At 72.8% G+C, this 25,746-nt stretch carries 17 protein-coding genes; 4 read left to right on the top strand and 13 right to left on the bottom strand.

Annotated features, from left to right (window positions below; genetic code table 11):
• The first annotated feature begins 52 nt into the window (after positions 1-52).
• Genes IE290_RS03525 through IE290_RS03510 form a run of 4 tightly spaced genes read left to right on the top strand, consistent with a single transcriptional unit; the run spans position 53 to position 4,308 of the window.
• Complete coding sequence (locus IE290_RS03525) at positions 53-1,156, top strand: ABC transporter ATP-binding protein (protein WP_229874100.1); 1,104 nt, start codon at positions 53-55, stop codon at positions 1,154-1,156.
• Positions 1,157-1,173: 17 nt separating this feature from the next.
• Positions 1,174-2,541 carry an ABC transporter substrate-binding protein gene (locus tag IE290_RS03520; RefSeq protein ID WP_191243028.1) on the top strand — a complete coding sequence of 456 codons (1,368 nt, stop codon included), beginning with the start codon at positions 1,174-1,176 and terminating at the stop codon, positions 2,539-2,541.
• A gap of 8 nt (positions 2,542-2,549) precedes the next feature.
• On the top strand, positions 2,550-3,488 hold the full coding sequence (locus tag IE290_RS03515) for a carbohydrate ABC transporter permease (protein ID WP_191243027.1): 939 nt from the start codon (positions 2,550-2,552) through the stop codon (positions 3,486-3,488).
• Between the two features lie 10 nt (positions 3,489-3,498).
• Positions 3,499-4,308, top strand: coding sequence for a carbohydrate ABC transporter permease (locus tag IE290_RS03510; RefSeq protein WP_191243026.1), 810 nt, complete (start codon positions 3,499-3,501; stop codon positions 4,306-4,308).
• A 54-nt stretch (positions 4,309-4,362) separates the two neighbouring features.
• Here IE290_RS03510 and IE290_RS03505 read toward each other — a convergent pair whose 3' ends face one another.
• The 13 genes from IE290_RS03505 to IE290_RS03450 form a co-directional block, all read right to left on the bottom strand.
• Positions 4,363-5,919: a phosphodiester glycosidase family protein gene (locus tag IE290_RS03505; protein ID WP_191243025.1), complete on the bottom strand. Its 1,557-nt coding sequence runs from the start codon at positions 5,917-5,919 to the stop codon at positions 4,363-4,365.
• A gap of 40 nt (positions 5,920-5,959) precedes the next feature.
• The gene (locus IE290_RS03500; protein ID WP_191243024.1) at positions 5,960-7,324 is read right to left on the bottom strand and encodes an acetyl-CoA carboxylase biotin carboxylase subunit; all 1,365 of its coding nucleotides are present in this window, start codon (positions 7,322-7,324) and stop codon (positions 5,960-5,962) included.
• Complete coding sequence (locus IE290_RS03495; RefSeq protein WP_191243023.1) at positions 7,321-7,794, bottom strand: acetyl-CoA carboxylase biotin carboxyl carrier protein; 474 nt, start codon at positions 7,792-7,794, stop codon at positions 7,321-7,323. The genes IE290_RS03500 and IE290_RS03495 overlap by 4 nt, the downstream gene beginning before the upstream one ends.
• Positions 7,791-9,485 (bottom strand): acetyl-CoA carboxylase, carboxyltransferase subunit beta, encoded by a 1,695-nt coding sequence (accD, locus tag IE290_RS03490; RefSeq protein WP_373300412.1) that lies wholly within the window; start codon positions 9,483-9,485, stop codon positions 7,791-7,793. The genes IE290_RS03495 and accD overlap by 4 nt, the downstream gene beginning before the upstream one ends.
• A complete protein-coding gene (locus IE290_RS03485; RefSeq protein ID WP_229874099.1) occupies positions 9,479-11,032 on the bottom strand; it encodes a PfaD family polyunsaturated fatty acid/polyketide biosynthesis protein in 1,554 nt (517 codons plus the stop codon). The genes accD and IE290_RS03485 overlap by 7 nt, the downstream gene beginning before the upstream one ends.
• A complete protein-coding gene (locus tag IE290_RS37635) occupies positions 11,026-12,903 on the bottom strand; it encodes a hotdog family protein (protein ID WP_229874097.1) in 1,878 nt (625 codons plus the stop codon). The genes IE290_RS03485 and IE290_RS37635 overlap by 7 nt, the downstream gene beginning before the upstream one ends.
• Complete coding sequence (locus IE290_RS38155; protein WP_268246303.1) at positions 12,900-19,283, bottom strand: type I polyketide synthase; 6,384 nt, start codon at positions 19,281-19,283, stop codon at positions 12,900-12,902. The genes IE290_RS37635 and IE290_RS38155 overlap by 4 nt, the downstream gene beginning before the upstream one ends.
• A gap of 22 nt (positions 19,284-19,305) precedes the next feature.
• Complete coding sequence (locus IE290_RS03475) at positions 19,306-19,911, bottom strand: SGNH/GDSL hydrolase family protein (RefSeq protein WP_191243021.1); 606 nt, start codon at positions 19,909-19,911, stop codon at positions 19,306-19,308.
• Between the two features lie 8 nt (positions 19,912-19,919).
• A complete protein-coding gene (locus IE290_RS03470; RefSeq protein ID WP_191243020.1) occupies positions 19,920-21,161 on the bottom strand; it encodes an NAD(P)/FAD-dependent oxidoreductase in 1,242 nt (413 codons plus the stop codon).
• A gap of 157 nt (positions 21,162-21,318) precedes the next feature.
• On the bottom strand, positions 21,319-22,848 hold the full coding sequence (locus IE290_RS03465; protein WP_191243019.1) for an AMP-dependent synthetase/ligase: 1,530 nt from the start codon (positions 22,846-22,848) through the stop codon (positions 21,319-21,321).
• 69 nt (positions 22,849-22,917) lie between these two features.
• The gene (locus tag IE290_RS03460) at positions 22,918-23,856 is read right to left on the bottom strand and encodes a LysR family transcriptional regulator (protein WP_191243018.1); all 939 of its coding nucleotides are present in this window, start codon (positions 23,854-23,856) and stop codon (positions 22,918-22,920) included.
• Between the two features lie 33 nt (positions 23,857-23,889).
• Positions 23,890-24,789: an HD domain-containing protein gene (locus IE290_RS03455; protein WP_229874095.1), complete on the bottom strand. Its 900-nt coding sequence runs from the start codon at positions 24,787-24,789 to the stop codon at positions 23,890-23,892.
• A gap of 108 nt (positions 24,790-24,897) precedes the next feature.
• The gene (locus tag IE290_RS03450; RefSeq protein WP_191243017.1) at positions 24,898-25,746 is read right to left on the bottom strand and encodes an acyl-ACP desaturase; all 849 of its coding nucleotides are present in this window, start codon (positions 25,744-25,746) and stop codon (positions 24,898-24,900) included.

The raw sequence follows: 25,746 nt of genomic DNA, 5'->3' as shown, positions 1-25,746 counted from the left end.
GCGCCGCGAAACACGCATTCCGCGATTCCCCGAGGACCGGGAGGAAAAACTGGTGAGCCGGATCCAGATCCAAGCGGCGACCAAACGGTTCGGCGCGGTCACCGCGGTCGACGAGGTCACGCTGGACGTCGGCGACGGCGAGTTCCTCGTCCTGCTCGGCCCCAGCGGCTGCGGCAAGTCCACGCTGCTGCGCGCGATCGCCGGGCTGGCGCCGCTGTCGGCGGGCCGCATCCTCCTCGGCGACCGCGACATCACGCACACCCCGCCGCGTGACCGCAACCTGGCGATGGTGTTCCAGAGCTACGCGCTCTACCCGCACCTGACCGTCGAGCGCAACATCGGCTTCCCGCTGCGGGCGCGCCGCCGCCCCCGGACCGAGATCCGGCAGCGGGTGACCGAGGTGGCTCAGGTGCTCGACCTCGACGGCCTCCTCGACCGCCGCCCCAAGGAACTCTCCGGCGGGCAGCGGCAGCGGGTCGCCCTGGGCCGGGCCCTGGTGCGGGACCCCGGCGCGTTCCTGATGGACGAGCCACTGTCCAACCTGGACGCCAAGCTGCGGACCGCGACCCGGTCCGAACTGACCGAACTGCACCGGCGGCTCGGCTCCACGTTCGTCTACGTCACCCACGACCAGGTGGAGGCGATGACCATGGCCACCCGCATCGCGCTGCTGAACCAGGGCGGGCTCGAGCAGGTCGGCACTCCGACCGAGGTGTACGACGAGCCGGCGTCGGTGTTCGTGGCCGGGTTCCTCGGCGCCCCGCCGATGAACCTGCTGCCCGCCACGGTCGTCAGCCGCGGCGGCGCCCTGCACGTCGTCGGCGAGGACTTCGGCCTGCCGCTGGGCATCACCTCCGACCTGCCTCCGGCCGAGGTGGTGCTGGGCATCCGGCCCGAGCACCTCACGCGCGGACCGGGCCTGCGGGCCGTGGTGCGGCTCGTGGAGAACCTCGGCAGCGAGGAGGTCGCGCACTGCACCGTCGGCGAAGCCCGGGTGTGCGTGCGCGGTCCCCGCCCGCTCGGGCTGGCGGCCGGTGACGCGGTCGAGCTGACCGCCGCGCCCGGGCGGCTGCACCTGTTCGACCGCGGCACCGGGCGGCGGCTGCGGTGGGAACCCGTGCCCGCCCTCGACGAACTCTCCGCTCTCCCCCAGTGAAACAAGGAGCACTACCGATGAGGAAAACCCCGATCACCCTCGCGCTGACCGTGGTGCTGGGCACCTCGGCCTGCGGCCTGGGCAGCACCGCCTCCCAGGAACCCACCACGGTGGCGCGCGCCCCCGAGCTGCGGCCGGACCAGCAGGTCTCGATCGTGTTCGAAAGCTACAACTTCGGTCAGGCCGGCGCGTGGACGGACACGTTCAACGAGCTGATCGGCAAGTTCCAGCAGGCCCACCCGAACATCAAGGTCACCGCGCAGAAGCCGCAGGGCAACAGCCCCAACCCGGCCACCGACACGGTGCCGAGCATCCAGGCGCAGATGGCCGCGGGCAGCCCGCCGGACGTGGCCCAGCTGGGCTTCTCCGACCTGGACTTCACCATCCACGGTCTCGGCGCCAAGCCCCTGGACGACCTGGTCGGCAAGGAGGAGGTGCAGGCCAACTTCGACGGCGCCAAGTACCCGTTCGCCCCGACCGCCCGCACCCTGGCCGACTGGGACGGCAAGACCTACGGCGTGCCGTTCGTCTTCTCCACCCCGGTGCTCTACTACAACGCCACCCTCTTCGGCCAGGCCGGTCTCGACCCGGCGAACCCGCCGAAGACCTGGGACGAGGTGCAGCAGGCGTCGCAGGCGATCAAGCAGCGCACCGGCAAGGACGGCACCTACATCGACTGCCTCACCAAGACCGCGAAGGACTGGTGCTTCCAGTCGCTGGTGCGCAGCAACGGCGGCCGGGTCATCTCCGAGGACCGCTCGTCGCTGGCCTTCGCCGACGCGCCCGCGGTCGAGGTCGTGAAGATGGCGCAGAACATGGTGAACACCGGCAGCACGCCGAAGCTGACGCAGCAGCAGGGCTACGAGGCCTTCGCCCGCGGCGACATCGGGATGATCCTGGAGACCAGCGCGATCCAGGCCACGTTCATCAAGGGCGCCAAGGACAAGTGGGACCTGCGGGCCACCACGATGCCGTCGTTCGGTGGCAAGCCCACGGTGGCGACCAACTCCGGCGCGTCGCTGTTCGTGTTCTCCCAGGACCCGGCCAAGCAGCGCGCGGCGTGGGAGCTGATCCGCTTCCTCACCAGCGAGGAGGCCTACACCACGATCGCGTCCAAGATCGGCTACCTGCCGCTGCGCACCGGCCTGCTGGAGGACCCGGACGGCCTGCAGGCGTGGGCGGCGAAGAACCCGCTGATCAAGCCGAACGTGGAGCAGCTCGCGCACCTGGAGCCGTGGGTGTCCTTCCCGGGCAATTCCTACCTGCAGATCCGCGACGGCATGATGGACGCCGTCGAGAAGGCCGTCTACCAGGGCGCCGACCCGCAGGCCGCGCTGACCGCGGCGCGGGACGCGGCCAAGCCGCTGATGCCGGCGGGCCGGTAGTCCGCGCGATGTTCGTCGAAGTCGCCCTTCCGGCGCCGATCGCGGTGCCGGTAGCCGAGCGGCCGGCGCTGGTACGGCGGGTGCTGCGCGCGGCCCCGCCGTACCTCTACCTCGCGCCGGCGCTGGCCCTGCTGGTGATCTGGACCTACCGGCCGCTGGTGCAGACCGCGCAGCTGTCGTTCTTCTCGTGGAACCTGCTGCCGACCCAGCCGATGGTGCCGGTGGGCCTGGCCAACTACGAACGGCTGATCGACCTGCCTGAGCTGGGCCAGGCGGTGCTGCGCACGCTGGTGGTGATCGCCGGGCTGCTGCCGTTCACCGTGGTGGTCCCGGTGGTGGCGGCGCTGCTGACCCGGCGGGTGCGGGGCCGCGCCCGGGTGGTGTACCAGGCGCTGGTGTTCGCGCCGATGCTGGTCGCGCCGGTGGCCAGCGCCGCGGTGTGGCAGTGGATGCTCGACCCGGGCGCCGGGGCGGTGAACCGGGTGCTGGGCACGGACCTCAACTGGCTGCACGAGAGCGGGTCGGCGCAGCTGGCGGTCATCGGGATCACCGGGTGGCACCTGCTCGGGTTCGCGGTGCTCGTGGTGACCGCCGGCCTGGCCGGGATCAACTCCGACTACTCCGACGCCGCCCAGCTGGACGGCGCGACCCGCGGGCAGGTGACGCGGTGGATCACGCTGCCGCTGCTGTCGCCGACGCTGGTGTTCCTGACGCTGATGACGGTGCTGCTGTCGGCGCAGTGGACGTTCCCGCTGATCGACACGCTCACCCAGGGCGGCCCGGCGGACGCCACCACGAACGTCTACTACCTGCTGTGGGACTACAGCTTCCACAGCTACGACGCGGGGCTGGGCGCGGCGGCCGGGATGTTGTTGTTCATCGGGTTCGGCCTGGTGGCGGCCGGGCTCGTGTGGCTGTCCGAACGCCTGACCTTCCACGACGACTGAGGAGTGCACTGTGGACTCCCGCTGGCGCACGATCCGGGGGCACGCCGTCCTGGTGGTCCTCGGCGTGCTGTGCGTGTTCCCGATCTACTGGCTGTACGCGACGTCGCTGCGGCAGCCCGACGACGTGCTGTCGTTGTCGCTGCTGCCGTGGCCGTTGTCGCTGGAGAACTACGCGGACGCGGCGAGCAAGGTCGACGTCGTGCGGCTGCTGGCGAACACCACGGTGGTGGCGCTGCTGACCGCACTGGGGCAGCTGCTGACCGGGCTGCTGGCCGCGTACGCGTTCGCCGCGTGGCGGTTCCGGTTCCAGCGGCTGCTGTACCTGGCGTTCGTCGGGACGTGGCTGGTGCCGTTCCAGGTGACGATGCTGCCCAACTACGTGCTGCTGTTCCAGCTCGGGCTGCTCAACACCCTGGCCGGGGTGGTGGTGCCGAACCTGTGCTCGGCGCTGGGCGTGCTGATGCTGCGGCAGCACCTGGACGGCTTCCCGAAGGAACTGCTCGAGGCGGCGCGCATGGACGGCCGCTCGTCGTGGACGACACTGTGGACGGTGGTGGTGCCGAACCTGCGGCCCGCGCTGGCCGCGCTGACGATCCTGCTGTTCGTCAACGCCTGGAACGAGTACTTCTGGCCGGCGATGGTGCTGCAGCGCAACAACGCGATGGTGCAGCTGGGGTTGCGCAGTTTCATGGGCACGGAGGGCAACGACTGGGGCCCGCTGATGGCCGTCGCGGGGCTGGCGTGCCTGCCGGTGTTCGCGATCTACCTGGTACTGCAGCGGCACATCGTGAACGCCTTCGTCCGCAGCGGGTTGAAGTAGGTGCCGTCGGAACGGTGCGGCCCGCATCGAACGGCCGGGTTCCGCTGGACCGGCTCACCGCCGGGGCAGTACCGCCACCACGTCGCCCACGGCGCGTTCCCCCGTTGCGTCCGAGGGCTTGTTCACCACCGCGCCGGAGACGACCATCGCGCTGGAGCCGCCTCCGTCGAGGTTCATCGCCTCGACCGCGCCGAGTGCGCGCATCAGGCGGGCGCCTTCCACGAGTGTCAGGCCCTCGCTCACGCCGGGCTGCCGGCCGTCGACCGTGACCAGCAGCAGTCGGCCGCGCGCGTCGATCCCCGCCATGGTCCTCGGCTGGCGCTGCTGGGACCACGCGTAACCGAACGACAGGTCCCGCGGGTCCACCACACCCTCGGTCGCCGCGTCGACCGCCAGCCGGCCGTCGCGCAGCAACAACGGTGCTGCGCTCACCACCGAGCGCGGGGTCACCGTCGGGGAGCCCGACGCCTCCCGCACCCGCGAATCCACCACGAGCCGCGAACCGGCGTGTGCCGCGAGCCAGGAAGCCGCCGCCCCGATTCCCTGCACCGCCGTCTGGCCGGGCTGCAGCACCCCACCGCGCGGGCCCGCCGACACCACCGCGCCGTTGGCGTCCAGCACGACCTGGGTGCCCGGCCCCGTGGGCAGCGCGGCGCCGAACGCGTCGGTGAACAGCACCAGCTCGTCACTGCTGGTGCAGGTGAAGTCCTGGCGCGGCGCGGTGGTCGGCACGGCGTTCGGACGACCGCAGTTGCGCAGCACCCCGGGCTTGCGGTTGATCCCCTCCACCGCGTGCGCCGCGGACCCGGCGCGAACCGTCACCGTCGAGGTCAGGTTCGCGATGTGCGCCGGCCCCGGGCCCAGCACCAGCGCCGCCCGGCTCCCGGCCGACAGCGACTCCAGCCGCCCGTCGTAGGCCGCCAGCCCGGCCGGTGCGCCCTGGTAGCCGTCGTTGTCGGAGGTGATGAAGAACCCGCCGTTGACCGCCACCAGCGCACCCAGTTTCGACGCCAGTGCCGAGGTCTTCTCTCGTGCCGCGATCGTCTCGCCGTGTGAAGCCTCGACCGTGCCGCGGAACGCGCGCGGGTCGATGACGGCGACGTGCACGCGCTCGGCGTCCGGCGCCTGGTCCACGTCGTAACCGGTCCACGCGGCCGTCGCGGTCGGGAAACCGGCGGCCCGCAACGCCGACACCACAGCCGCCGCCTCGGCCTGCGTCCCGTAACGACCCGTCCGCACCCGGACACCCTCGACCCCGCCGGGCGTGTCCGCATAGGACGGCCAGCGCACGACCTCCTGCCGCGCCGGGTATCCCGCCGCCGCGAGCCGCTCCGCGGTCGACGCCGCCCACTCGGCGGTGCCGAGGTCGGCGACCGTGGCCGCGCCGGTGAGCACGTTGGTCGCGGGCGCGGCGACGGTCACGGTCCAGTACGGCGCGGTCGGCCGCTCGAGGACACCCGACCGCACCTCCACGCCGGGCGCGACCACGGTGGTCGTCCACCGCAGACCGTCACCGCCCCAGCCGGGTTCGGAAGCGGCCGAAGCCGGGGCGGGCAGGGTCGCGGCGACGAGCGCCAGGCCGGCGACGGCCTTGATCTTCAACGCGAGCACGCCAGGCAGTCCAGCCGCGCCACGCGACGGGCAGCGGTCCTCAGGCCGTAGCGCGGGTGAACGTCTCCGGAACGACCGATTCAATGAACCGCGTGTCGTGGGTGGCCGACCGGAACCGGGGGTGGTCGAGCACGCCGGAGAGGAATTCCGTCGTCGTCGCCACGCCGGGCCCGGACAGCCGCACCTCGGCCAGCGCGCGGCGCATGCGGGCGATCGCGGCGTCCCGGTCGGGGGCCCACACGATGAGCTTCGCCAGCAGCGAGTCGTACAGCGGCGGGACCCGGTAGCCGCGGAAGGCGTGCGTGTCGACGCGGGTGAACGGCCCGGCGGGCAGCTCGCATTCGGCCAGCAGCCCCGGTGCGGGCGCGAAGTCCCGCGACGGGTCCTCGGCGTTGATCCGGCATTCGATCGCCGCGCCACGCTGCTCGACCCGGGTGTAGCCGAGCGGTTCGCCCGCGGCGACCCGGATCTGCTCGCGCACCAGGTCCAGGCCGGTGACCAGCTCCGTCACGGGGTGCTCGACCTGCAGGCGGCAGTTGACCTCCATGAAGTAGAACCGCTCGTCGGTGTCGACCAGGAACTCGAAGGTGCCCGCGCCGACGTACCCGGCGGCCCGGGCGCCCTGCACCGCCGCCTCGCCCATCGCCACCACGACGTCCGGGGACAGCCGCGGCGCCGGGGACTCCTCGACGAGCTTCTGGTGCCGTCGCTGCAGCGAGCAGTCCCGCGCACCCAGGTGCACCACGCCGCCGTGGGTGTCGGCGAGCACCTGGATTTCCACGTGCCGCGCGCTGTCGAGGTAGCGCTCCACGTAGAGCCGCCCGTCGCCGAACACCGCCTGGGCGCTCGCGCGGGTGCGCGCCCACGCCTCGGCGAACTCGCCGGCCGAGCGGACCACCGCCATGCCGCGCCCACCGCCGCCGGCGACCGCCTTGATGATCACCGGGTACCCGATCTCGTCCGCGAGCGCGGCCGCCTCCGCCACCCCGGAAAGGGGTTCGCGGCTGCCCGGCAGCAACGGCAGGCCGGCCTCGGCCATCATCGCGCGGGCGGTGGACTTGTCCCCCAGCCGCGCCATGACCCCGGCGGGCGGGCCGATGAACGTGATGCCCTCGGCCTCGCACACCTCGGCGAAGTCCGGGTTCTCCGACAGGAAGCCGTAGCCGGGGTGGATGGCGTCGGCCCCCTTGGCGCGGGCGGCCTCGATCACCGCGGGGATGTTGAGGTAGCTCTCCTTCGCCGGACCGGGTCCGATCTGGATCGCCTCGTCGGCCAGCCGCACCGCGGCCGACTCCCGGTCCGCACTGGAGTGGGCCACAACCGACCGGATGCCCAGCTCCCAGCAGGTCCGCACGACCCGCACCGCGATCTCGCCCCGGTTGGCGACCAGCACCGTGCCGATCACGCGTCCGGCTCCAGGACGAACAGCGGCTGGCCGTGCTCGACCGGGGTGCCGTCCTCGACCAGCACCTCGACGACCCGCCCGCCGCGCGCGGCCTCGACCGGGATCATCAGCTTCATCGCCTCGAGGATCGCGACCTGCTGGCCCGGTTTGACGGTCTCGCCGATGTCGGTGAACGGCTTCGCGCCGGGTTCGGGCGCGCGGTAGAACACGCCGACGGTCCCGGCGTCGAGGGTGAAGGTGTTCCCCGCCGGGGCGGGCTCGACGACCGCGACGGGCGCCACGGCGGGCTCAGCGGGCGCGGGCGCCGCGACGGGCGTGCCGTTCTCGGCCCACGCCACCTCGACGGCGACGTCGTGGGCGCTCACCCGCACCGACACCGGCGCGCGGGAGGCCTGCGCGCACAGCGCGAGGACCTGTTCCCGCAGCACCGTGACCACGCGGTCGACGTCGTGGGACCCGTTGGCGCTCATCGGGCGTTCTCCTTCTCTGCGTCGAGCAGCACCGCGGATTCGGTGCCGAACCGGCGGAACCGGGCCCGCCGGGCGGTGACGAGGTTCATCTGGTCCAGCGGCAGCAGGTCGGCGAGCGTGCTCGCCAGCGCGGCCCGCAGGGCACCGGCGAAGGCGAGGTGGTCGGAGTCGTCGACGGGCTCGGGCACCACGCCGTCGATCACGCCGAGCGCGAGCTGGGAGCGGGCGTCCACGCGCAGCGCGGCCGCCGCCCGCGGAGCCGCGGCCGGGTCCTTCCACAGGATCGCCGCGCAGCCCTCGGCGCTGATCACCGAGTAGACGGCGTTCGCGCACATGAGCACCCGGTCGGCGAAGGCCAGCGCGAGCGCTCCCCCGCTGCCGCCCTCGCCGGTGACGACGGCGACGACGGGCACCGGCAGCCCGGCCATCAGCTTGAGGTTTTCGGCGATGGCGACCGATTGGCCGCGCTGCTCGGCTTCGATGCCCGGGTACGCGCCGGCGGTGTCGATGAGCGTGACCACCGGCAGGCCAAGCTTGGCCGCCAGCCGCATGATCCGCGCCGCCTTGCGGTAGCCCGACGGGCTGGGCATGCCGTAGTTGCGGTCCGCGAGCTCGTCCGCGGTGTGCCCCTTCTGGGTGCCGATGACCGCGACCGGGACGCCTTCGAACCGGCCCAGCCCGGCGATGAGCGCGGGGCAGTCCGCGGCCGCCCGGTCGCCGTGCAGCTCGGTGAAGTCCTCCACCAGCAGCGCCAGCCAGTCCAGTGTGGAGGGCCGGGTGAGGCGGCGGGCGGCGCGGACGCAGTCCCACGGGTCGCGCTCGGGCAACGCGGCCGGGTCGGTGATCAGCGCGGAGTCGGCGGTGAGCTGGTGGGGCACGTCGTCGGGGCGGCGGCTGGCCACCGACAGCAGCTTGCCCAGCCGGGTGCGCAGCTCCGCGCGCGGGCAGATGCTGTCCACGACTCCGTGGTCGAGCAGGAACTCGGCGGTCTGGAACCCGGGTGGCAGGGTCTGCTTGATGGTCTGCTCGATGACCCGCGGGCCCGCGAACCCCAGGCGCGCGCCGGGTTCGGCGATGATGATGTCGGTCGAGGTGGCGAACGACGCCGCGACACCACCGAAGGTCGGGTCGGTGATCAGGGAGACGGTGAGGATGCCGGCCTCGTCGAGCTGGCCCAGGGCCTGGCTGGTCTTGGCCATCTGCATCAGCGAGATCACGCCTTCCTGCATGCGGGCCCCGCCGGAGGCGGTGACCAGCAGCAGCGGGGTGCGTTCGGCGAGGGCGATCTCGGCCGCCCGGGTCACGGCTTCGCCGACGGTGGAGCCGAGGCTGCCGCCGAGGAACCGGAAGTCCATGGCGGCGACCACGACCGGGTTGCCCTCGATGCGGCCCCGCGCGCACACCACCGCTTCGGGCAGGCCGGTGCGCTCGCGGTTGCCGGCAAGGCGTTCGGTGTAGGGCCGGGTGTCGATGAAGGACAGCGGGTCGGTGTCGGCGGCCGCGATCTCCAGCAGCCGCACCGAGTCCGGGTCGAGCAGGGATTCGATCCGCTGCGGCGCGGTCAGCGGTGCGTGCCACCCGCACTCGGGGCAGACCCGGCCGGCGCGGGCGAACCGCTTGCCGTAGAGCATTCGCCGGCAGCCGCCGCAGAGCAGCCAGGCGCCGGTCTCGGGCAGTGTGGCGGTCACGATTGCCTCCCAGGGGTGGGCACGTAGGTCGCGCTGGCGGCGGGCAGGCGGACGCCGGCCAGCCGCAGCTGGTGGACGCGCGCGGCGAACGCGGCGCCGCGCATCAGTTGGGTGGCGAGTTCGGCGGCGTGCCGGTGGGCCGGGGCGGCGAGGTAGGTGCCGGCGACCCAGTCGTTGAAGGCGCCCATCGCGGGCCCGCACCAGATCTGGTAGTCGGCGGTCCGGTCGGGTGCGCCGGAGATGCTCCAGCCCGAGGACAGGCCGAGGTACCAGCGGAAGATCAGCGCCATCCGGCGTTTCGGGTTGCCCTCGGCACGGGCGATCTGGCCGGGGTCCCGCTCGGTGAAGAACCGGACGCAGTCGCCCCACACGTCCTCCAGCGGGCGCCGGATGATCCGCTCCTCCAGTTCGGCGCGAACGGCGGCGGGCAGGCTCTCGATGCCGTCGAAGGTGCGGTAGATCTCGTAGAGCTTCTTGGCGCGGCCCGGGAACATGGTGCCGCGCTTGAGGACCTGCACGTCGACGCCCATCTCGAACATGTCGGCCGAGGGCGCCATCTCGCAGTCGGCCACGCCCGCGGCGGCGAGCAGCCGCTTGGTGGTCTCCGACTGGTCGGCCTCGACGGAGGCCTGGTTGATCGAGCCGGTGACGATGTAGGCGGCGCCGAGGGCGAACGCGGCCGCCGCCGCGGCGGGGGTGCCGATGCCGCCGGCCGCGCCGACCCGCACCGGGGTGGTGTAGCCCAGCTCGCGCTGGACGCGGTCGCGCAGGGCGATCAGCTCGGGCAGCAGCACGGTGAGCGGGCGGCGGTCGGTGTGCCCGCCGGAGTCGGCCTCGGCGGTGATGTCGTCGGCGACCGGCACCCGCCGGGCCGCGCTCGCCTGTTCCGCGGTGATCTGACCGGCGTCGAGCAGGGCCCGCACGAGCGGTTCCGGCGCGGGACGGAGGAAGCGTTCGGCGACCTCGGCGCGGGAGACCTTCGCGATGATCCGGTGGCGGGCCCGGCCGTCCGCAGTGAGCCCGGTCAGGCGGTAGCGCACGATCTCGCGGGTGAGGTCGAGGAACGCCGAGGCCTCCACGCAGGTCACGCCGTGCCGCAGACAGGCATCGACCGTGGCCCGCTCCAGCGCGGGCTCGCTGGGGCTGTGGATCACGTTGCAGGCGAACGGTTTGCCAGGGGCGTTCGCGCGGATGTGCGTCAGCGCCGCGTCCACTTTGGCCGGGACGACCCCGGCCGCGCCGTAGGAGGCGAGGAACCCGGCGTTGGCCAGGGCGGTGACCAGCGCCGCGGAGGCGATCCCGTTGGCCATCGCCCCGGCGTGGTAGGCGTGGGTGACGCCGTGTGCGGTGCGGAAGGCGGCGTCACCGAGCGATTCCGGCCGCAGGGCGGGCACGACGGCCAGCACCTGGGCGGCGCGCGCGGCGGTGTCGTCGGTGGTCAGGGCGATGCCCTGGCTGTCCCGGACGACGAACACCGGGCGGCCGAGGTCGAGCAGCGTGCGGTGGATGGCGTCCTCGTCGCGGGCGAGGTCGGCGGTCGCGGTCACCACGGCTGGGCACCCCGCTCCCGCAGCTCGACGGCCAGGTCGGTCAGTTCGTAGATGCGCAGGCCCGGTTTCCACAGGCTCGCGTCGGCCGTCACCCGGACCCGGCCGGGACCGCGCCGGACGTCCTTGATGTGGGCCTCCAGGCGGGTCTCGCCGTCGGTGGGCAGGAACTGGCCGCGGTACTTCCAGGTGAACTCCGCACCCACCGGGACGATGAACCCGGGGTCGCGCAGGTCGCCGACCAGGCCGGAGTCCAGCAGCCATTCCTGGAGGGCATGGATCACCGACTCGACACCGAGGGATCCGGGGATCACCGGGTCGAGGTGGAAGTGCCGGGCGAAGAACCACTCGTCCGGGTCGATGCGGCGCACCGAGTGCAGGTAGCCCTGCGCGTGGCGGCCGCCGCCGTCGACCACGTCGACGTGGTCCAGCAGCGCGAGCTTGTTCCGCGCGACCAGCCGCGCGCCCGGATCGGCCCGGCGCGCGGCGATGTCCAGGCGCCGCACCGGCGCCGGGTTCTCCGCGAGCCAGGTCGGCACCGAGCGGCCGGCGTCCAGGCCGGTCTGGTTGGCCAGCGCCTCGTCGCTGAAGTACCCGAACAGCGTCTCGCCCTGGTAGAACGGTTCGCCGTCGCAGGAGAGCACGTAGCGGAAGCTCTGCAGCGACGAGCCGGGCAGGATGGTGGTGGACACCAGTTCCGAGCGCTGCCGGATCGTCTTGCCGCGCAGGTCCACCTCGCGCAGCACGGTGGCCGTGCCGCCGAGGTTGCGCAGGCTCATCGTCGCGTCCGGGGTGGACAGTGTGGGGCCCAGGTAGTAGCCCATGAGCAGGGCCGCCTGCAGCGACGTCTCCATGTAGACGAAGTTGGGCATCGACTCGTTCGCGGTGTCGCCGTAGTACCAGGAGTCCGCGGGCGAGTCGTACTCGGTCTCGTAGGTGGCGCCCTCCAGCTCGCCGCGCCGTCCACGCAGGTGCAGGACGCGGTCGACGAGCAGGAGCCCGCCGTTGGGCAGCCGGGTGGCCTTGGTCCCGGTGTAGTGCGCGAACTCGGGGCCGAAGGCGATGCCCTGGTCGCCGTGGGCGAGGTGGGCCAGGTGGAACTCGCTGAGCATCGCGCGTTCGCCGGTGGCGCCCTGGCGGCCCAGCCAGACCGGGACGGTGCCGCCGCGCTCGGGCCCGATCGGGGTGCCGGGCTTCTCGTGGACCGCGACGACGAGGTCGCTGACGCGCCCGCCGCCGCGGAAGGCCGCCTCGACCTTGACGTGCGGGCGGGGCACGAGACCGGCGGAAACGACCGTCAGCTCGAGCCCGCCACCCGCGACGCCCTCGGCGTGACCGGAGTGCTGCTGGACGAAGGTCGCGTCCGGCAGGCAGAGGTGCAGCCCGAGCCGTAGCGCGAGCACCTGGGCCGCCTGCACGGCCGCCTCGACGAGGTCGGCGGTGTCGCAGGTGGCGGTCAGCCCGGTGCGGGTGAGGTGGTCGACGCCAGTCAGGACCAGGGGCTTCCCGGCGGCCAGCCGCAGGTCGGGGTTGGCCTCGCCCTGGTCGTAGGCCGGCCCGAACACACCGGCGATATCGCCCGCCACCAGACGGACCAACTGGGCCGCGGTGAGGGTCGTGACCGGGGTGTGGGCGAGCGGTTTGAACGCGCCCTCCTCGGCGACCGCCGGTGTGGTGGACCGCGGCGCGGTCGCGGTGCGGGTGCGCAGCATCAGCGCCTGCAACGCGGCCTGGGCGCGCAGCGCGCTGACGTGCGCCTGGGCGACGGTATCGCGCAGGCTTGCCCCGGGGGTGGCGGCCGCGGGTTCGGGGCGCGGCGCGGGTGCGGTGGGCAGCAGGGGCAGCGGGTCCCCCGCGAACTCAAGGGTGGTCACGAGGTCTCCTCGATCCAGGTGCGGACGGACTCTGCGAACTTGTCCGCCATGTCCGGGGTGGACACCACGGTCACGTCGGCGAAGCGCTGCAGGACGCGGCCGTCCGGGGCGCAGGCGGTGGCGGTCACGGTGACGGTGCTCGGCCCGGGCCGGACGTCGTCGAGCACCAGGACGAACGGCTCCCCACCGGGCAGCGGGGCGAAGTACTCGGCGCGGCCGATGCCCAGCGGCAGGCAGGCCTGGCCGAGCAGGTCCTTGCCGAGCACGGGCGGGCCCTGCAGCAGCACGTCGGCGAGCACCGGGCTGTGCAGGTGGCCGTGGAAGGCGCCGGGCTCGGTGTCGTCGAGGCGGCACTCGAGGACCAGGCGGTCCTGCTCGCGTTCCAGGATCCGGCGCATGCCCTGCAGGCGCGGGCCGTGGAACTGGGTCGCCTCCCGGTAGAGGGCGAGCGCGTCTTCCGGGCCTTCGCCGAGGCGCCAGGGTTGGAGCACCGGCGCCTCGGACGCGGCCGGGGCGAGGACGAGTTCGGCAGCGTAGTGCGAGGTGTGGTCGCCGGAGCGGACGGCGGCACGCACCGTGACGCGCTCGCCGTGGGTGGCGCCGGCCGCGGCCTCGACCCGGAAGCCGCCGAGGTCGCCGCCGAGGATGATGCCCTTGTGGACCTGGTAGTCGCGGACCTCGACGACGCGGCGGCCCGGGTGGGCGCGTTCGACGACGGCGATCATCCAGCCGAGGCCGTAGGTGGCGGGCAGGACCAGGTCGGCGCCGATGCGGTGGGCGCGGATGACCGGGTCGCCGGCGAGACGGGCCAGGTCGCGGTGGGCCGTGAACGCCGGTTTGGCCGCGTCGTGGCCGCCGGAGAGGGCGACGTCCGCGCCGATGAGGACGCACGTGTCGGCTTCGCGAGCGGGCGCGAACTGTTCGGCGAAGGCGCGGGCTCCGGTGTCCGGGTCGAGCAGCGGGACACCGCGGGCGGCGAAGAGGTCCCGCAGCTCGGGAGTGACCATGCCGCCGTCCCACGCGCCCCAGTCGATCGCGACCGCGTGAGTTGCCGGGTGCCGGTGCCGCCAGCCCACCGCGATCCGGCAGAGGGCTTCGTTGGCGGCGGCGTAGTCGGCCTGGCCGGCGTTGCCGTGCAGGCCGGCGACCGAGGTGAAGAACACCAGGTGGCGCAGCGGTTTCCCGTCGAGGGCGTCGAGGACCGCCTTCGCACCGGCGAGCTTGGTGCGGAAGACCCGCTCGACCTGCTCGGGGGTCTTGTCGGGCAGGAGGGCGTCGGCGAGGACGCCGGCGCCGTGCACGAAACCGGTGACGTCGTGCGGTTCGAGTGCCGCGCGGACGGCGGCCGGGTCGGTGACGTCGACGGCGAGGTACTGGGCGCGGTCGCCGAGCGCGGCGAGGGTGTCCCGGATCTCCCGCTGCCCGAGCAGGTCGCGCTGGATGCGGTCGACCTCGCGCGGGGTGGGTTTGGTGTCCGAGGCCCGCAGGTGCTCGATGATCGCGGTCTTGAGGTCGCTGGTGGCGGCCCACTCCGGTTCGGGGGTGAGCTCGGTGCGGCCGAGCAGGAGGAAGCGGGCTTGGCTGTGCCGGGCGAGTTCCCGGACGCAGAGCGCGGTGACGCCGCGGGCGCCGCCGGTGACGACGAGCAGGTCGGTGTCGTCGAGGGCGGTGGTGTCCGGGGGGTGGATCGCGCTGGTGTCACTCGTGGGCCGGTGGCGGCTGGGGACGACGGTGGTGCGGTGGCCGTCGGCGTCGATGCCGACTTCGAGGACGTCGGTGGCGGCGTCCTCGAGTTCGGCGAGGAGGGCTCCGGCGGGGTCGGGGTGGCCGGGGGCGATGTCGACGGCGCGGCAGAACAGGTGTGGCGCCTCGGCGGCGAGGGTTTTGACGATGCCGCCGACGCCGCCGACGAGGTTCTCGGCCACGCCGCGGGTGCCCTGGAGGCCGAGGGCGCCGTCGAGCCGGGTGACGGTGACGAACGCGGCGCGGTCGCCGCGGAGGGTGGTCAGGGCGCGCTGGGCGGTGAACAGGGCCTGGGTGAGGGTTTCGGTGTTGCGGTCCCAGTCGTCGCCGGTGCCGAGGAGGACGAGGCACAGTTCGCCGGGGGTGGGTTCGGTGTGGACGGTCCAGCCGTGGTCGGCGAGGCGCTGCCGGTAGTCGTGGCCGTCCTCGCCGAGTTCGATCACGGTGGCGGTTTTGGTGCCGGGGAAGGCATCGGCGAGCCGGTCGGCCGGCGGGAGGGGAACGAGCCCGACGCGGTGCCGGAGCGCGATCGGCCCGGCGTCACGCGCTTTTGGGCCGGCATCACCGTCCAGGTACGCGACGATCTGGTCCAGGGTGCGGAGTTCGCCGAGTTGTTCCGGGCCGATCTCCGGCAAGCCGGGGATACGTTCCTGCACCGCACCCAGCACCTGCACCCGCTTGATGGAGTCCACCCCCAGATCGGCCTCCAGGTCCATACCCGGGTCGATCATCTCCACCGGATACCCCGTCTTCTCGGCCACCACCTCCAGCAACACCGACCGCACATCCGAACCCGTGCTCGGCGAACCGCCGTCGAGGTAAGCGACGATCTGGTCCAGGGTGCGCAACTCACCGAGTTGTTCCGGGCCGATTTCGGGCAAGCCGGGGATGCGCTCCTGGACTGCGCCGAGGACCTGAACCCGCTTGATGGAGTCCACGCCCAGGTCGGCCTCCAGGTCCATACCCGGGTCGATCATCTCCACCGGATAGCCCGTCTTGTCGGCCACCACCTCCAGCAACACCGACCGCACATCCGAACCCGTGCTCGGCGCAGCACCATCGAGGTAGGCGACGATCTGGTCCAGGGTGCGCAACTCACCGAGTTGTTCCGGACCGATCTCCGGCAGGCCCGGGATGCGCTCCTGCACCGCACCCAGCACCTGAACCCGCTTGATGGAGTCCACCCCCAGATCGGCCTCCAGGTCCATACCCGGGTCGATCATCTCCACCGGATAGCCCGTCTTCTCGGCCACCACCTCCAGCAACACCGACCGCACATCCGGCCCGGGCGCCGCGCCGTTCGAGGGTGCGGCCGGAGGAATCGCCGGTGCCGGGGGCTCGCTCGGCACCGGCAGGGCTGCCGCGGGGATCGCCTGGACAGTGGGCGCCGCGGCGGGCGGGTGCGGGGTGGGTCCGGGAATCGCAGTGGGCGGCGCGACGGCCGGTGGCGGGGTGGCTTCGATCAGCGCGGCCAGTTCGGCGTCCACACCGGACGGGCCCGGCGCCGCACCCGGCTCCAGGCCGGCGAGGGCGGCCAGGATCTCGTTGGCCCGGGTGTGCGCCTGCCCGATCGCGATGCTCTGCCCGGCGACGGCCTGCGCGACGGCGGGATCGAGACCGTCCCGCGCCGAGGCCGCGAGCTGCTCGGCCACCCGCAGCTGGCTCTCCAGGAACTCCCCGTGCACCGTGATGTGCTGCTGCAGCGCCGCGCCCACCTCATGCACCCGCGCCGGCTCGGCCACCGGCGGCACCGGGGCGAAAGCGGGTTCAGCCTCCCTGGAAGCCGGCTCCGGAACACTTACCGGCGCCACGTCGGCGGCAACCGCGACCTGGTACCCGTCGGACAGGGCGCGCTCGTACGCCTCGCGCCGCTCGGCGGACACGTACTCCGGTGCCGACAGGCGCACCGTCATCCCGGCCGGCTCCGGCGCCTCCAGCGGTGGCGCGTCGAAGCGGTTGACGTCCGACACCGGCGCGCCCAGCACCGCCAGCCGGACCGCGGCCTGCTTCAGCGCCAGGTCACCGTCCCCGAGGGGGCCGCCGTCGGTCGGGATCGCGATCACCTCGTCGCCGAGGGTGCGCCGCACCAGCCCGGTCAGCACCTGCTTCGGCCCGAACTCGACGAACACGGTGCACCCGTCGGCACGCATCGCCTCCAGCGCGGCGACGAACTCGACCGGCTGCAGCAGCTGCTCGACCAGCGTGCGCCGGTTGGCCTCGACATCCGTACCGTAGGCAGCGCCGGGCGAGTTCGCGTAGACCGGCGCGGCGGGCGACCCCACCGTCACCGCCTCCACCGCGGGCCGGAAAGCGTCCACCGCGTGGGCCACGAACCGGGTGTGGAACGCCGCGGCCACTGGCAGCAGCTTCGCCGACACACCCCGCTCACCACACAGGTCCACGAACCGCGCGACCGCGTCCGACGCACCGCCGACCACGACCTGGTCCGGCGCGTTGTGGTTGCACACCACGACGTCGTCGACGAGCAGGTCCGCGACGTCGGCGCGCGAGGCGCTGACCGCGGCCATCGCGCCCGCGTCGCCGGACACCGGCGCCATCGCCGCGCCGCGCGCCTTCGCCAGCGCGAAGAAGTCCACATCGGACAGCGACCCGGCTGCGCACAGCGCGGTCAGCTCACCGAAGCTGTGCCCCAGGAACCCGTCGCAGCGCAACCCCAGCTCGCGCAGATACCGGAACTGACCCGCCGACAGCGCGCCGATCGCCGGCTGCGCGTACTCGGTCCGCCGCAGCGTCGCCTCTTGGCGCTGCCGCTCCTCGGCGTCGAACACCGGCGGCGGGAACACCACCTGCGCCAGGCGCACGTCGTCACCGTCGAACACGGCGTTGGCCTCGTCCAGCGCGGCCCCGACGATCGGGTTGTTCAGCGCCGCGTCCAGGCCCATCTCCAGGTACTGGCTGCCCTGCCCGGCGAACAGCGCGCCGATCTTCAGGTCCGGCACCGCCTGCCGCCGGAAGAACACCCCGCGCGGGTGCGACCACTCCACCGCTTCGGGCTCGGCCTCCAGCTGCGCCACCAGCAACGACCGCAGTTCCTCAGCCGACACGTCGTCCGCCGCGACGAATCCGGCCCGTGCGTGCGAAGCCGGGATCTCGCCGGACACGCCGGGCGCACCCGAACGAACCAGCTCGAGCAACTCCACTGGGGACGGCGCGTGCCACAGGTGCGCGGTCGCCGTGCGGTGCAGCACCGGCCCGCGCGCCGGGTCGTGCTCCTCCAGCACCACGTGGTAGTTGGTGCCGCCGAAGCCCATCGCCGAGGCCGCCGCCCGCCGGACCGGGCGGTGCGGGTCGCGGATCCACGGGCGGGTCTTCACGTTGACGTAGAACGGCACGTCACCGTCGAGCACGCGGTTCGGCCGGTCGACGTTGATCGTCGGCGGCAGCACCTTGTGGTACAGCCCGAGCGCGAGCTTCATCAGGCTCGCCGTGCCCGCCGCGCCCTTGGTGTGCCCGATCTGCGACTTCACGCTGCCCAGCGCGGCGAACCGCGTCTCACCGGACTCGGCGCCCACGACCTCGCCCAGGGCGGTCAGCTCGGTCCGGTCACCGACGGCGGTGCCGGTCGCGTGCGCCTCGAACAGCTCCACCGACGCCGGCGAGACCTCGGCGTCGGTGTACGCCCGCTCCAGCGCGACCTTCTGCCCTTCGGCGCGGGGCGCGTAGATGCTCTTCGAGCGCCCGTCGCTGGACGAGCCGAGACCGCGGATCACCGCGTAGATCCGGTTGCCGTCGCGTTCGGCGTCGGCCAGCCGCCGGAGGGCGAGCATGCCGATGCCCTCGCCGAGCAGGGTGCCGTCCGCGGTGTCGTCGAACGGCCGGATCGTGCCGCTCTTGGACAGCGCGCCGACCTTGGAGAAGCAGAGGTAGATGAAGATCGTGTTCTCGGTGTCCACGCCACCGGTGATCATGGTGTCGGCGCGGCCGTCGACCAGCTCGGCGATGGCCGTGCGCAGCGCCGAGAGCGAAGCCGCGCAGGCGGCGTCGACGGTGCAGTTCATGCCGCCCAGGCCGAGCCGGTTGGCGACCCGGCCGGCGACGACGTTGGCGAGCAGCCCGGGGAAGGAGTTCTCCTCCCACGGCGCGAACGCCTGCACGTACTTGTCCGCGATCGCGTCGGCGTCCTCACCGGACAGACCGCAGCTGCGCACGACCTCCTTGAGCACCGGGGTGGACAGCCGCGCGGCCAGCGGGTGCATCAGCGGCACCGGGCCGGTGGTGCCGAGCACGACGCCCGTGCGTGACGGGTCGTACCACTCGCCCTCGGCGCCGGCGTCGCGCAGCAGGTCCCGCGCCACGCCCAGGCTGAGCGTCTGCATCGTGCTGGTCACGTCGAGCTGGTTGGGCGGCAGCCCGAACTCCAGGGGTGCGAAGTCGACGTCGGGCAGGAACGCGCCGCGCCGCGAGTACGTCTTGTCCGGCGCGGACGGGTCGGCGTCGTAGTAGTCGTCGAGGCTCCAGCGGGACGCGGGCACGTCGGTGGTGCAGTCGGTGCCGTCGACGATGTTCTGCCAGTACTCGCGGTGGTTGCGGGCCATCGGGAACAGGCCCGACATGCCGACGATCGCGATCGGGGTGCGGGCCAGCCGTCGGTCCGACAGCTCGGGGTGCTCGCTCACGGTCTTCCTCTCGAAGTCTTGCTCAGGCGGCTTTGCTCAGTCCGGTGGCCTCGGTGACCAGGTCGGCCACGGCGTCGGCGAAGGCGCGGTGCCCCTCGGGGCTGGGGTGCAGGCCGTCGGGCGACCACAGCCCGGGGCCGTTCCACTCGGGGCGCCCGGCCAGGTCCAGGCACAGGGTCCCCGTCTCGCGGGTGACCTCGGCCAGCACGGTGTTGGCGGCGGCGAACCGCTCGCGCAGCAGACGGCGGAACCCGTCGGGCACCGGCAGGTTGCCGGGGATGTCGGGGTAGTTGGCGGTGAAGACGGTGGTGTCGAAGCCGCGCAGGGCCCCGAACAGGGACCGCAGGTTGGCGCGGAAGCCGTCCGCGTCGTAGGCGGACACCAGGTCGTTGACGCCGCAGACGACGCCGATCAGGGGCGGTTTCGGGGCCAGGGCGCGCGGCAGCTGGCGGGCCAGCACGTCGGCGGTGGTGGCGCCGTGGGTGCCGAGGTTGCGCACCGCGGCGGCGGGCAGGCCGAGCGCCCCGGCGAAGCGGGGCACCCAGCCGGCCCAGCCGCCGCCGGGAGCCGGGTCGCCGCGCCCTTCCACGAAGCTGTCGCCGAGCACGGTCATCCGGATCGCGGGCATCGCGGTCGCTACTCCCCCGGGTTGGTGAGCAGGCGCTGCGCGGCCGGGGTGCCGACCTCGTCGTAGAGCTGCTCGAGGTTGTGCGGTGCGAAGAACTCCTCACCGTGGTAGCCGCCGGCGATGAGGCCGAAGAACTTGCGCGTGTAGGAGGGGCTCTGGCTGGTGGCCCGGAAGACGGCGTCGTAGTACGGGGTCAGCTTCAGCGTGGACAGGCTCACCGTCAGGTTGAACGTTCCGGCGCTTTCGGCGTCGCGCACCTTCTCGTACTCGCCCAGTGCGTCGGCCAGCGAGCGCTCACCGGACAGGGCGCTGTGAAGCTGCTGGGCCAGCAGCTCGGAGTACTTGAACGCGTCGGTGATGCCCCAGCCGGTGAACGGGTCCTTGTGGTAGGCGGCGTCGCCGACCAGCGCCCAACCGGGGCCCCACGAGCGGCGGTAGTAGTTGTCCGGATAGCGCATCGGGCGGAACGGCTCCTCGCGCACACCCGCGTCGCGCAGCTGCTCGCCCATCTCCGGGTCGATCTGGTCGAAGATGTCCTGGAAGTGCCGCTCGGGGTCGGCGCGGAACTCGCCGAACCGCTCGCGCGGCCGGATGATCGCCAGCAGGTTGAGGCCGTCGTTGGTGGGCCAGGTGCCGAACTGCTGCTCGCCGAACCCGGTGCGGTGGTGCATGCCCCAGTCCAGGCCGCTGTAGTAGGAGTAGTAGATGAACCCGGCGGCGGGCACGTGCCGGTAGGTCTGCGCGCCGGCCTGCTGCGCGACGATCGAGCCCGCGCCGTCCGCGCCGACCACGACCTGGCCGCGGAACTCCTGCTCGGGCGCGTCGCCCTCGGAGCCGCGGATGCCGATGACGCGGTCGCCGTCGAACACCAGCTCGCTCACGGTGAAGCCCTCGATCACCTCGGCGCCGGCCTCGCGGGCGGCGCCGACCAGCAGCTCGTCCAGCACGGTGCGGCGCGGGCAGTACACGGCGTCGATGCCGTCGATCGGGTCGGCGAAGCCGCGGATGTCGATGCCGGTGTAGGTGAAGTTCAGCTCGCGGATGGCGGGCACACCGGTGGCGATCAGGCGGTCGAGCAGGCCCCAGTCCCGCAGCCGGGACAGCCCGGCCTGGTGGAGGTAGTGGGTGGACACGGTGTCGCTCGGAAAACTCGCCCGGTCGACGACCAGGACCCGGTGACCGTGGCGGGCCAGCAACATGGCCAAGGGCGACCCGGCGCAGCGCGCACCGACGACGATGACGTCATACATGATGATCGGACTCCTGTCGGACCAGCGGATACGGATCAATTCTCGGTTCGGCCGCGATGCCGGATCAACGCGAATGCGCACGTGCCATGGCGCGATTGGGCCGCACAATTCCCGGAACAACCCGGAAACAATTCCCGGCGGGAAATTGGGGCACCATTCACGTGCCGTACAGCTGCGCGATGTCGGCGGCGTAGGCCTCTTCGATGGCGGCCCGGCGCAGCTTCATCGACGGGGTCAGCAGCCCGGCGGCGACGGTGAAATCGCCCTCGACGATCCGGAACGCCCGGATCGACTCCGCCCGGGACACCAGGCTGTTCGCTTCGTCCACCACCGGCTGCAGCTCCTCGGGCGACACCGCACCGTCCACTGTGATCAGTGCCGTGACGAACGGCCTGCCGTCGCCCACAACCATGCAGTTGCTGACCTTCGGGTGCAGTCGCACGCGGTCCTCCAGCAGGGTCGGCGCGACGTTCTTGCCACCGCTGGTGACCAGGATCTCCTTGCGCCGCCCGGTGATCCGCAGGTAGCCGTCGTCGTCGAGCTCGCCCAGGTCGCCGGTGTGCAGCCAACCGGGATCGCCCGCGACCGAGCCGGGCCAGTACCCGGGCGAGACGTTCGCCCCGCGCACCAGGACCTCGCCGTCGTCGGCGATGCCCACGGTCGTGCCGGGGATCGGGCGCCCGACCGTGCCGCGCCGGTTGGTCGCCGGGGCGTTGACCGTGACCGCGGTCGCCGCCTCGGTCAGGCCGTAGCAGTTGAGGATCTCGGTGCCCGCGGCGGCGTAGAACGCGGCGGTGGTGTCGTCCAGCGACGCTCCGCCGCAGATCACGTGACGGGCTGGGGCGAGCAGGTCACCACCGAGTTTGCGCACCTTCTCCAGCGCGTAGGGCACCAGGGCGAGGAACGTCGGGCGGAACTGCCGCAGCGCGGGCAGCATGTCCGGGATGCCGGCGACCAGCCCGGTGCGGGTGCCGGCGATCAGACAGGACAGCAGGATGGTGCGGCCGAACACGTGCGACAGCGGCAACGCGAGCAGCGTGGCCGCGGGGGCGGTGTCGCCGGGGGCGGCGCGGTGGAACAGCCAGTCCGTCTGCAGCACGGTGTTGGCCGAGGAGGCGTACATGTTGGCGTGGGTGAGCAGGCAGCCCTTGGGCGCTCCGGTGGTGCCGCTGGTGTAGACGATGGTCGCGAGATCGGCTGCGGCCACGGGGCTGTCCACCGGTCCGGCCGTGTCGTCGCGCCACGACCCGACCTCGGCGAAGGTCCAGACCTTGCCCGCGCCGGCGGCCTGGAGCCGGGACGCGTCGTCGTCGGTCTCGGCGGCGAACCACTGGGCCCCCGAATCGGTGAGCACGTGGCGGATCTGGTGTTCGGAGGCCGTGGGGTAGACCGGCACGGTCACCGCCCCGAGCGCCAGCGCCGCGAAGTCCGCGACCACCCACTCGTAGGAGGTGCGGCCGAGGATCGCGACGCGATCGCCCTGCCGCACGCCGCGTTCGCGCAGCGCGGCCGCGGCGGCGCGGACGTGGCGGGTGAGCTCGGCGTAGGTGACGTCGTGCCAGCCGCCGTCGGCCGGGCGGGACAGGACCGGGCGGTCCGGATCGCGCCGGAGCCCTTCCTCGAGTACCGAATACAGGCCCCGGTCGAGCGCCAGGGCGAAACCATTCCCGGTGAACGAAGTCTTCACGTACGACAATTCTTCGGGTGGCTGCGGAATGGGGCAACGCGTATTCGGCGAACGTCCGGTTGGAATTGCCTATCGCGCCGCGCGTGCTTCCGCCCGCATCGCCGGGATCTGGAACGGCCCGACCGCCTCCAGGCAGTCGAGGAAGACCTCCTGCAGCGGGTTGACCCCGGTGTCGCGCCACACCGCGTACAGGTCGATCGTGGGCACCGGGTCGTAGAGCTGCACCGGCACCGGGCGCACGCCGCCGACCGCGGAGCCGGCGAGCATGCCGCGGGAGGCGGAGGCGAACCCGACGAGCGGTTTGACCGACACCAGGATCGCGGTGGCGCCGGGGTCGTCGATCACGTGGGCGACGGTGAGCCGGATCCCGGTGCGTTCGGCGGCGGCGAGGATCGCGTCGTACATCGCCGGGCACTGCTCGCGGTCGAACAGGATGCAGGACTGCCGCGCGAGTTCGGCGAAGGGCACTCCGGGGCGGCCCGCCCACTTGTGGCCGGGCCCGACGACGGCGACCATCGGCAGCTGCAGCAGGCGCCGGTACTGGAAGTCGGAGGTGACCGGGCGGCCGTAGACGAGGGCGATGTCCAGGGTCCCCTCGGCGAGCGCGGCCAGCTGCGGGCCGGTGCGCTTCTCCTCCAGCTTCACGGTGACGTCGGGGTACTCGGCGTGCATCTTGGCCAGGGTCGCCGGCAGGATGTGCTGGCCGGCGGGGAAGTTGTAGCCGACGCTGATCGTGCCGGTGCGCCCGGCCGCGGCCTCCCGCGCCGACTGGGCGGCCTTGCCCATCCGGTTGACGATCGCGCGCGCCTCGACCTCGAACGCCCGGCCCGCCGACGTCAGCCGCACCTCGTGGGAGGTGCGGGCGACCAGTTCGACGCCGAGGGTGCGCTCGAGGCGTTGCAGTTGCTGGCTCAGCGACGGCTGGGTCAGGTGCAGCCGCGCCGCCGCCCGCCCGAAGTGCAGCTCGTCGGCGATCGCCAGGAACGACACCAGATGCCTGAACTCCATGACAGGTTCCTCCGCCCGGACCGTGTGCGTCGTTCAGCGTGCTCCGTGACGGCGAACAGCCGATGAACCCCCGCTGCAACCTCCGGGACAACAACATGGCGACGTGCTCGAACGTGCGTCCGAACGGGTGACGGAGGCCGGGCAGCGCCCGGTTCGCCGGAGCAGTTCCGCGGTCCGCTCGACCGCCGCGGCGCGTTCGCCCCGGTTGATCGCGAGCGCCCGGACCACCGGGTCCTCCGGCCCCCGGCGGGACTGGATCTCGGCCATCCGCTGCTCGAACGAGACCGGCTCGCCCCACGGGCTGGTGCTCATGTCGCAGTACCACAACGCGTCCCGCACGGGCCCACGTTCGTCCGGGAACTCGGCGAGCTGACCGGCCAGCCCGCGAAGCGAGGCAACGGCCGCCGCGCCGGAGTGGTGCGCGACCAGCGCACACACCCGAGACGGAACGCCGAGCCGGGCCAGGAACCGGGCGCCGTCGAGCGAGTGCAACCCGGTGGCCGACACCGGGCTCGCGTAGCCGATGTCGTGCAGCCACGCGGCCGCGACCAGCACCGCGCGCTCGCCGGGCGGCAGAACCACCGACACCTCACTCGCCCGCCCGGCCACTCCCCGGGTGTGCTGCCAGCGGCGTGGCAGCTCCCCGGCGAGCAGGATCTCGGCCGTCCCGCGTGCCCAATCCACCAGCTCGACCGCGGGCCAATAGGGCACCACGGGGGTCGCGCGCAGCCGCGCCCGGACCGCGCGTTCCACGAGGATCGGGATGTAAGCCCGCACCGGGGCGTCGTCGAACCGCGCGAACTCGCGCGCCACCCACTCGTGCACCACACCGGGCGCGAACTGCGGCTGTTCCAGACGCAGGAGCGCCTCCAGCCGCCGGATCTCCTGCTCACCCCGGCGCCGGTGGGCGATCTTCTCCAGTGTCCCGGGCACGTGCTCACCCCTTCTCCACACCGCCCGCGAACCCGGCCGGAGCCACCGACCCTGCCAGACGGCTACCCGCGAGTACAGCCCGCTCCCCCGCGGAAGTGACCTTCGTCCCTAGGCGCTCAGGGTCCGGCAGGAGCCGATGAACGCGATCAGCTCACCGAGCCGGTCGCTGCGGGCGTCCACCGCCCGGTTGAGCACCTTGATCAGGTGCTCGTAGGCGTCGGTGTGGTCGTAGCGGGCCGTGTCGGCGATCTTGAGCGCCCAACGCCAGTAGCCGCGCAGCGTGCCGGCCAGTGGCATCCGGAACTCGGCGATCACGGCGCGGATCGGGTCGAGCACGGCGTCGCCGTGGACGCGCAGGTAGGCCGCGACCACGTCGGCCATGAAGGTGAAGTGGCGGGCCTCGTCGCGGGAGAGGTGGGTCAGCACTTCCCCCAGCACCGGGTCGCCGGCCACCGCCCGCAGCTGCTGGTAGTAGATCTGGGTGGCCTTCTCCTGCACCAGGGCATAGGCGAAGAACTGGACGGGGTGGTCGAAGGGCAGGTCGAACCGCCCCTGGCCGGGTCCGGCCAGTGCCTGCCGCACGGCGTCCTCGTCGCGCAGGCCGGACGCGGACTGGTAGCGCGCGAGCGCCCGGGCGTGGCTGTCCTCCTCGGCCGCCCAGCGCACGGTGAAGTGGTACAGCTCGCGGTTGTGCACGTACAGGCCCGGCCCGACCGAGCCGTCGACCGGGAAGTTCTCGGTGTAGAGCGCGAAGTAGCCGGGCAGGTGGTCCTCGATGATGGTGATGAACTCCACCGCGGACCGCTGCCCCTCGGTCAGGCGCCCGGCGTCGGCCGCCGCCCAGTCCATCGCCGTCTCGACGTGCCAGGTGCGAGCGTGGGCCGCGCCCGCGAAGTACCGGCCGACGGCGGAGGCCATGTCCTGCGCGGGCAGCACGCTCGCCTCGAAACTGCTCAT

The organism is Amycolatopsis deserti (assembly GCF_014653945.1).
In the GTDB taxonomy this organism is placed as follows: Bacteria; Actinomycetota; Actinomycetes; order Mycobacteriales; family Pseudonocardiaceae; genus Amycolatopsis_E; species Amycolatopsis_E deserti.
Note: the sequence above shows the minus strand (reverse complement) of the source record. Positions and strands in the feature narration are given on the sequence as shown.

Coding starts and splice junctions, on each gene's coding strand:
- IE290_RS03520 (WP_191243028.1), top strand. CDS start 1,174: ATGAGGAAAACCCCGATCACCCTCGCGCTGACCGTGGTGCTGGGCACC.
- IE290_RS03515 (WP_191243027.1), top strand. CDS start 2,550: ATGTTCGTCGAAGTCGCCCTTCCGGCGCCGATCGCGGTGCCGGTAGCC.
- IE290_RS03495 (WP_191243023.1), bottom strand. CDS start 7,794: ATGAGCGCCAACGGGTCCCACGACGTCGACCGCGTGGTCACGGTGCTG.
- IE290_RS03475 (WP_191243021.1), bottom strand. CDS start 19,911: ATGCCCGCGATCCGGATGACCGTGCTCGGCGACAGCTTCGTGGAAGGG.
- IE290_RS03470 (WP_191243020.1), bottom strand. CDS start 21,161: ATGTATGACGTCATCGTCGTCGGTGCGCGCTGCGCCGGGTCGCCCTTG.
- IE290_RS03460 (WP_191243018.1), bottom strand. CDS start 23,856: ATGGAGTTCAGGCATCTGGTGTCGTTCCTGGCGATCGCCGACGAGCTG.
- IE290_RS03450 (WP_191243017.1), bottom strand. CDS start 25,746: ATGAGCAGTTTCGAGGCGAGCGTGCTGCCCGCGCAGGACATGGCCTCC.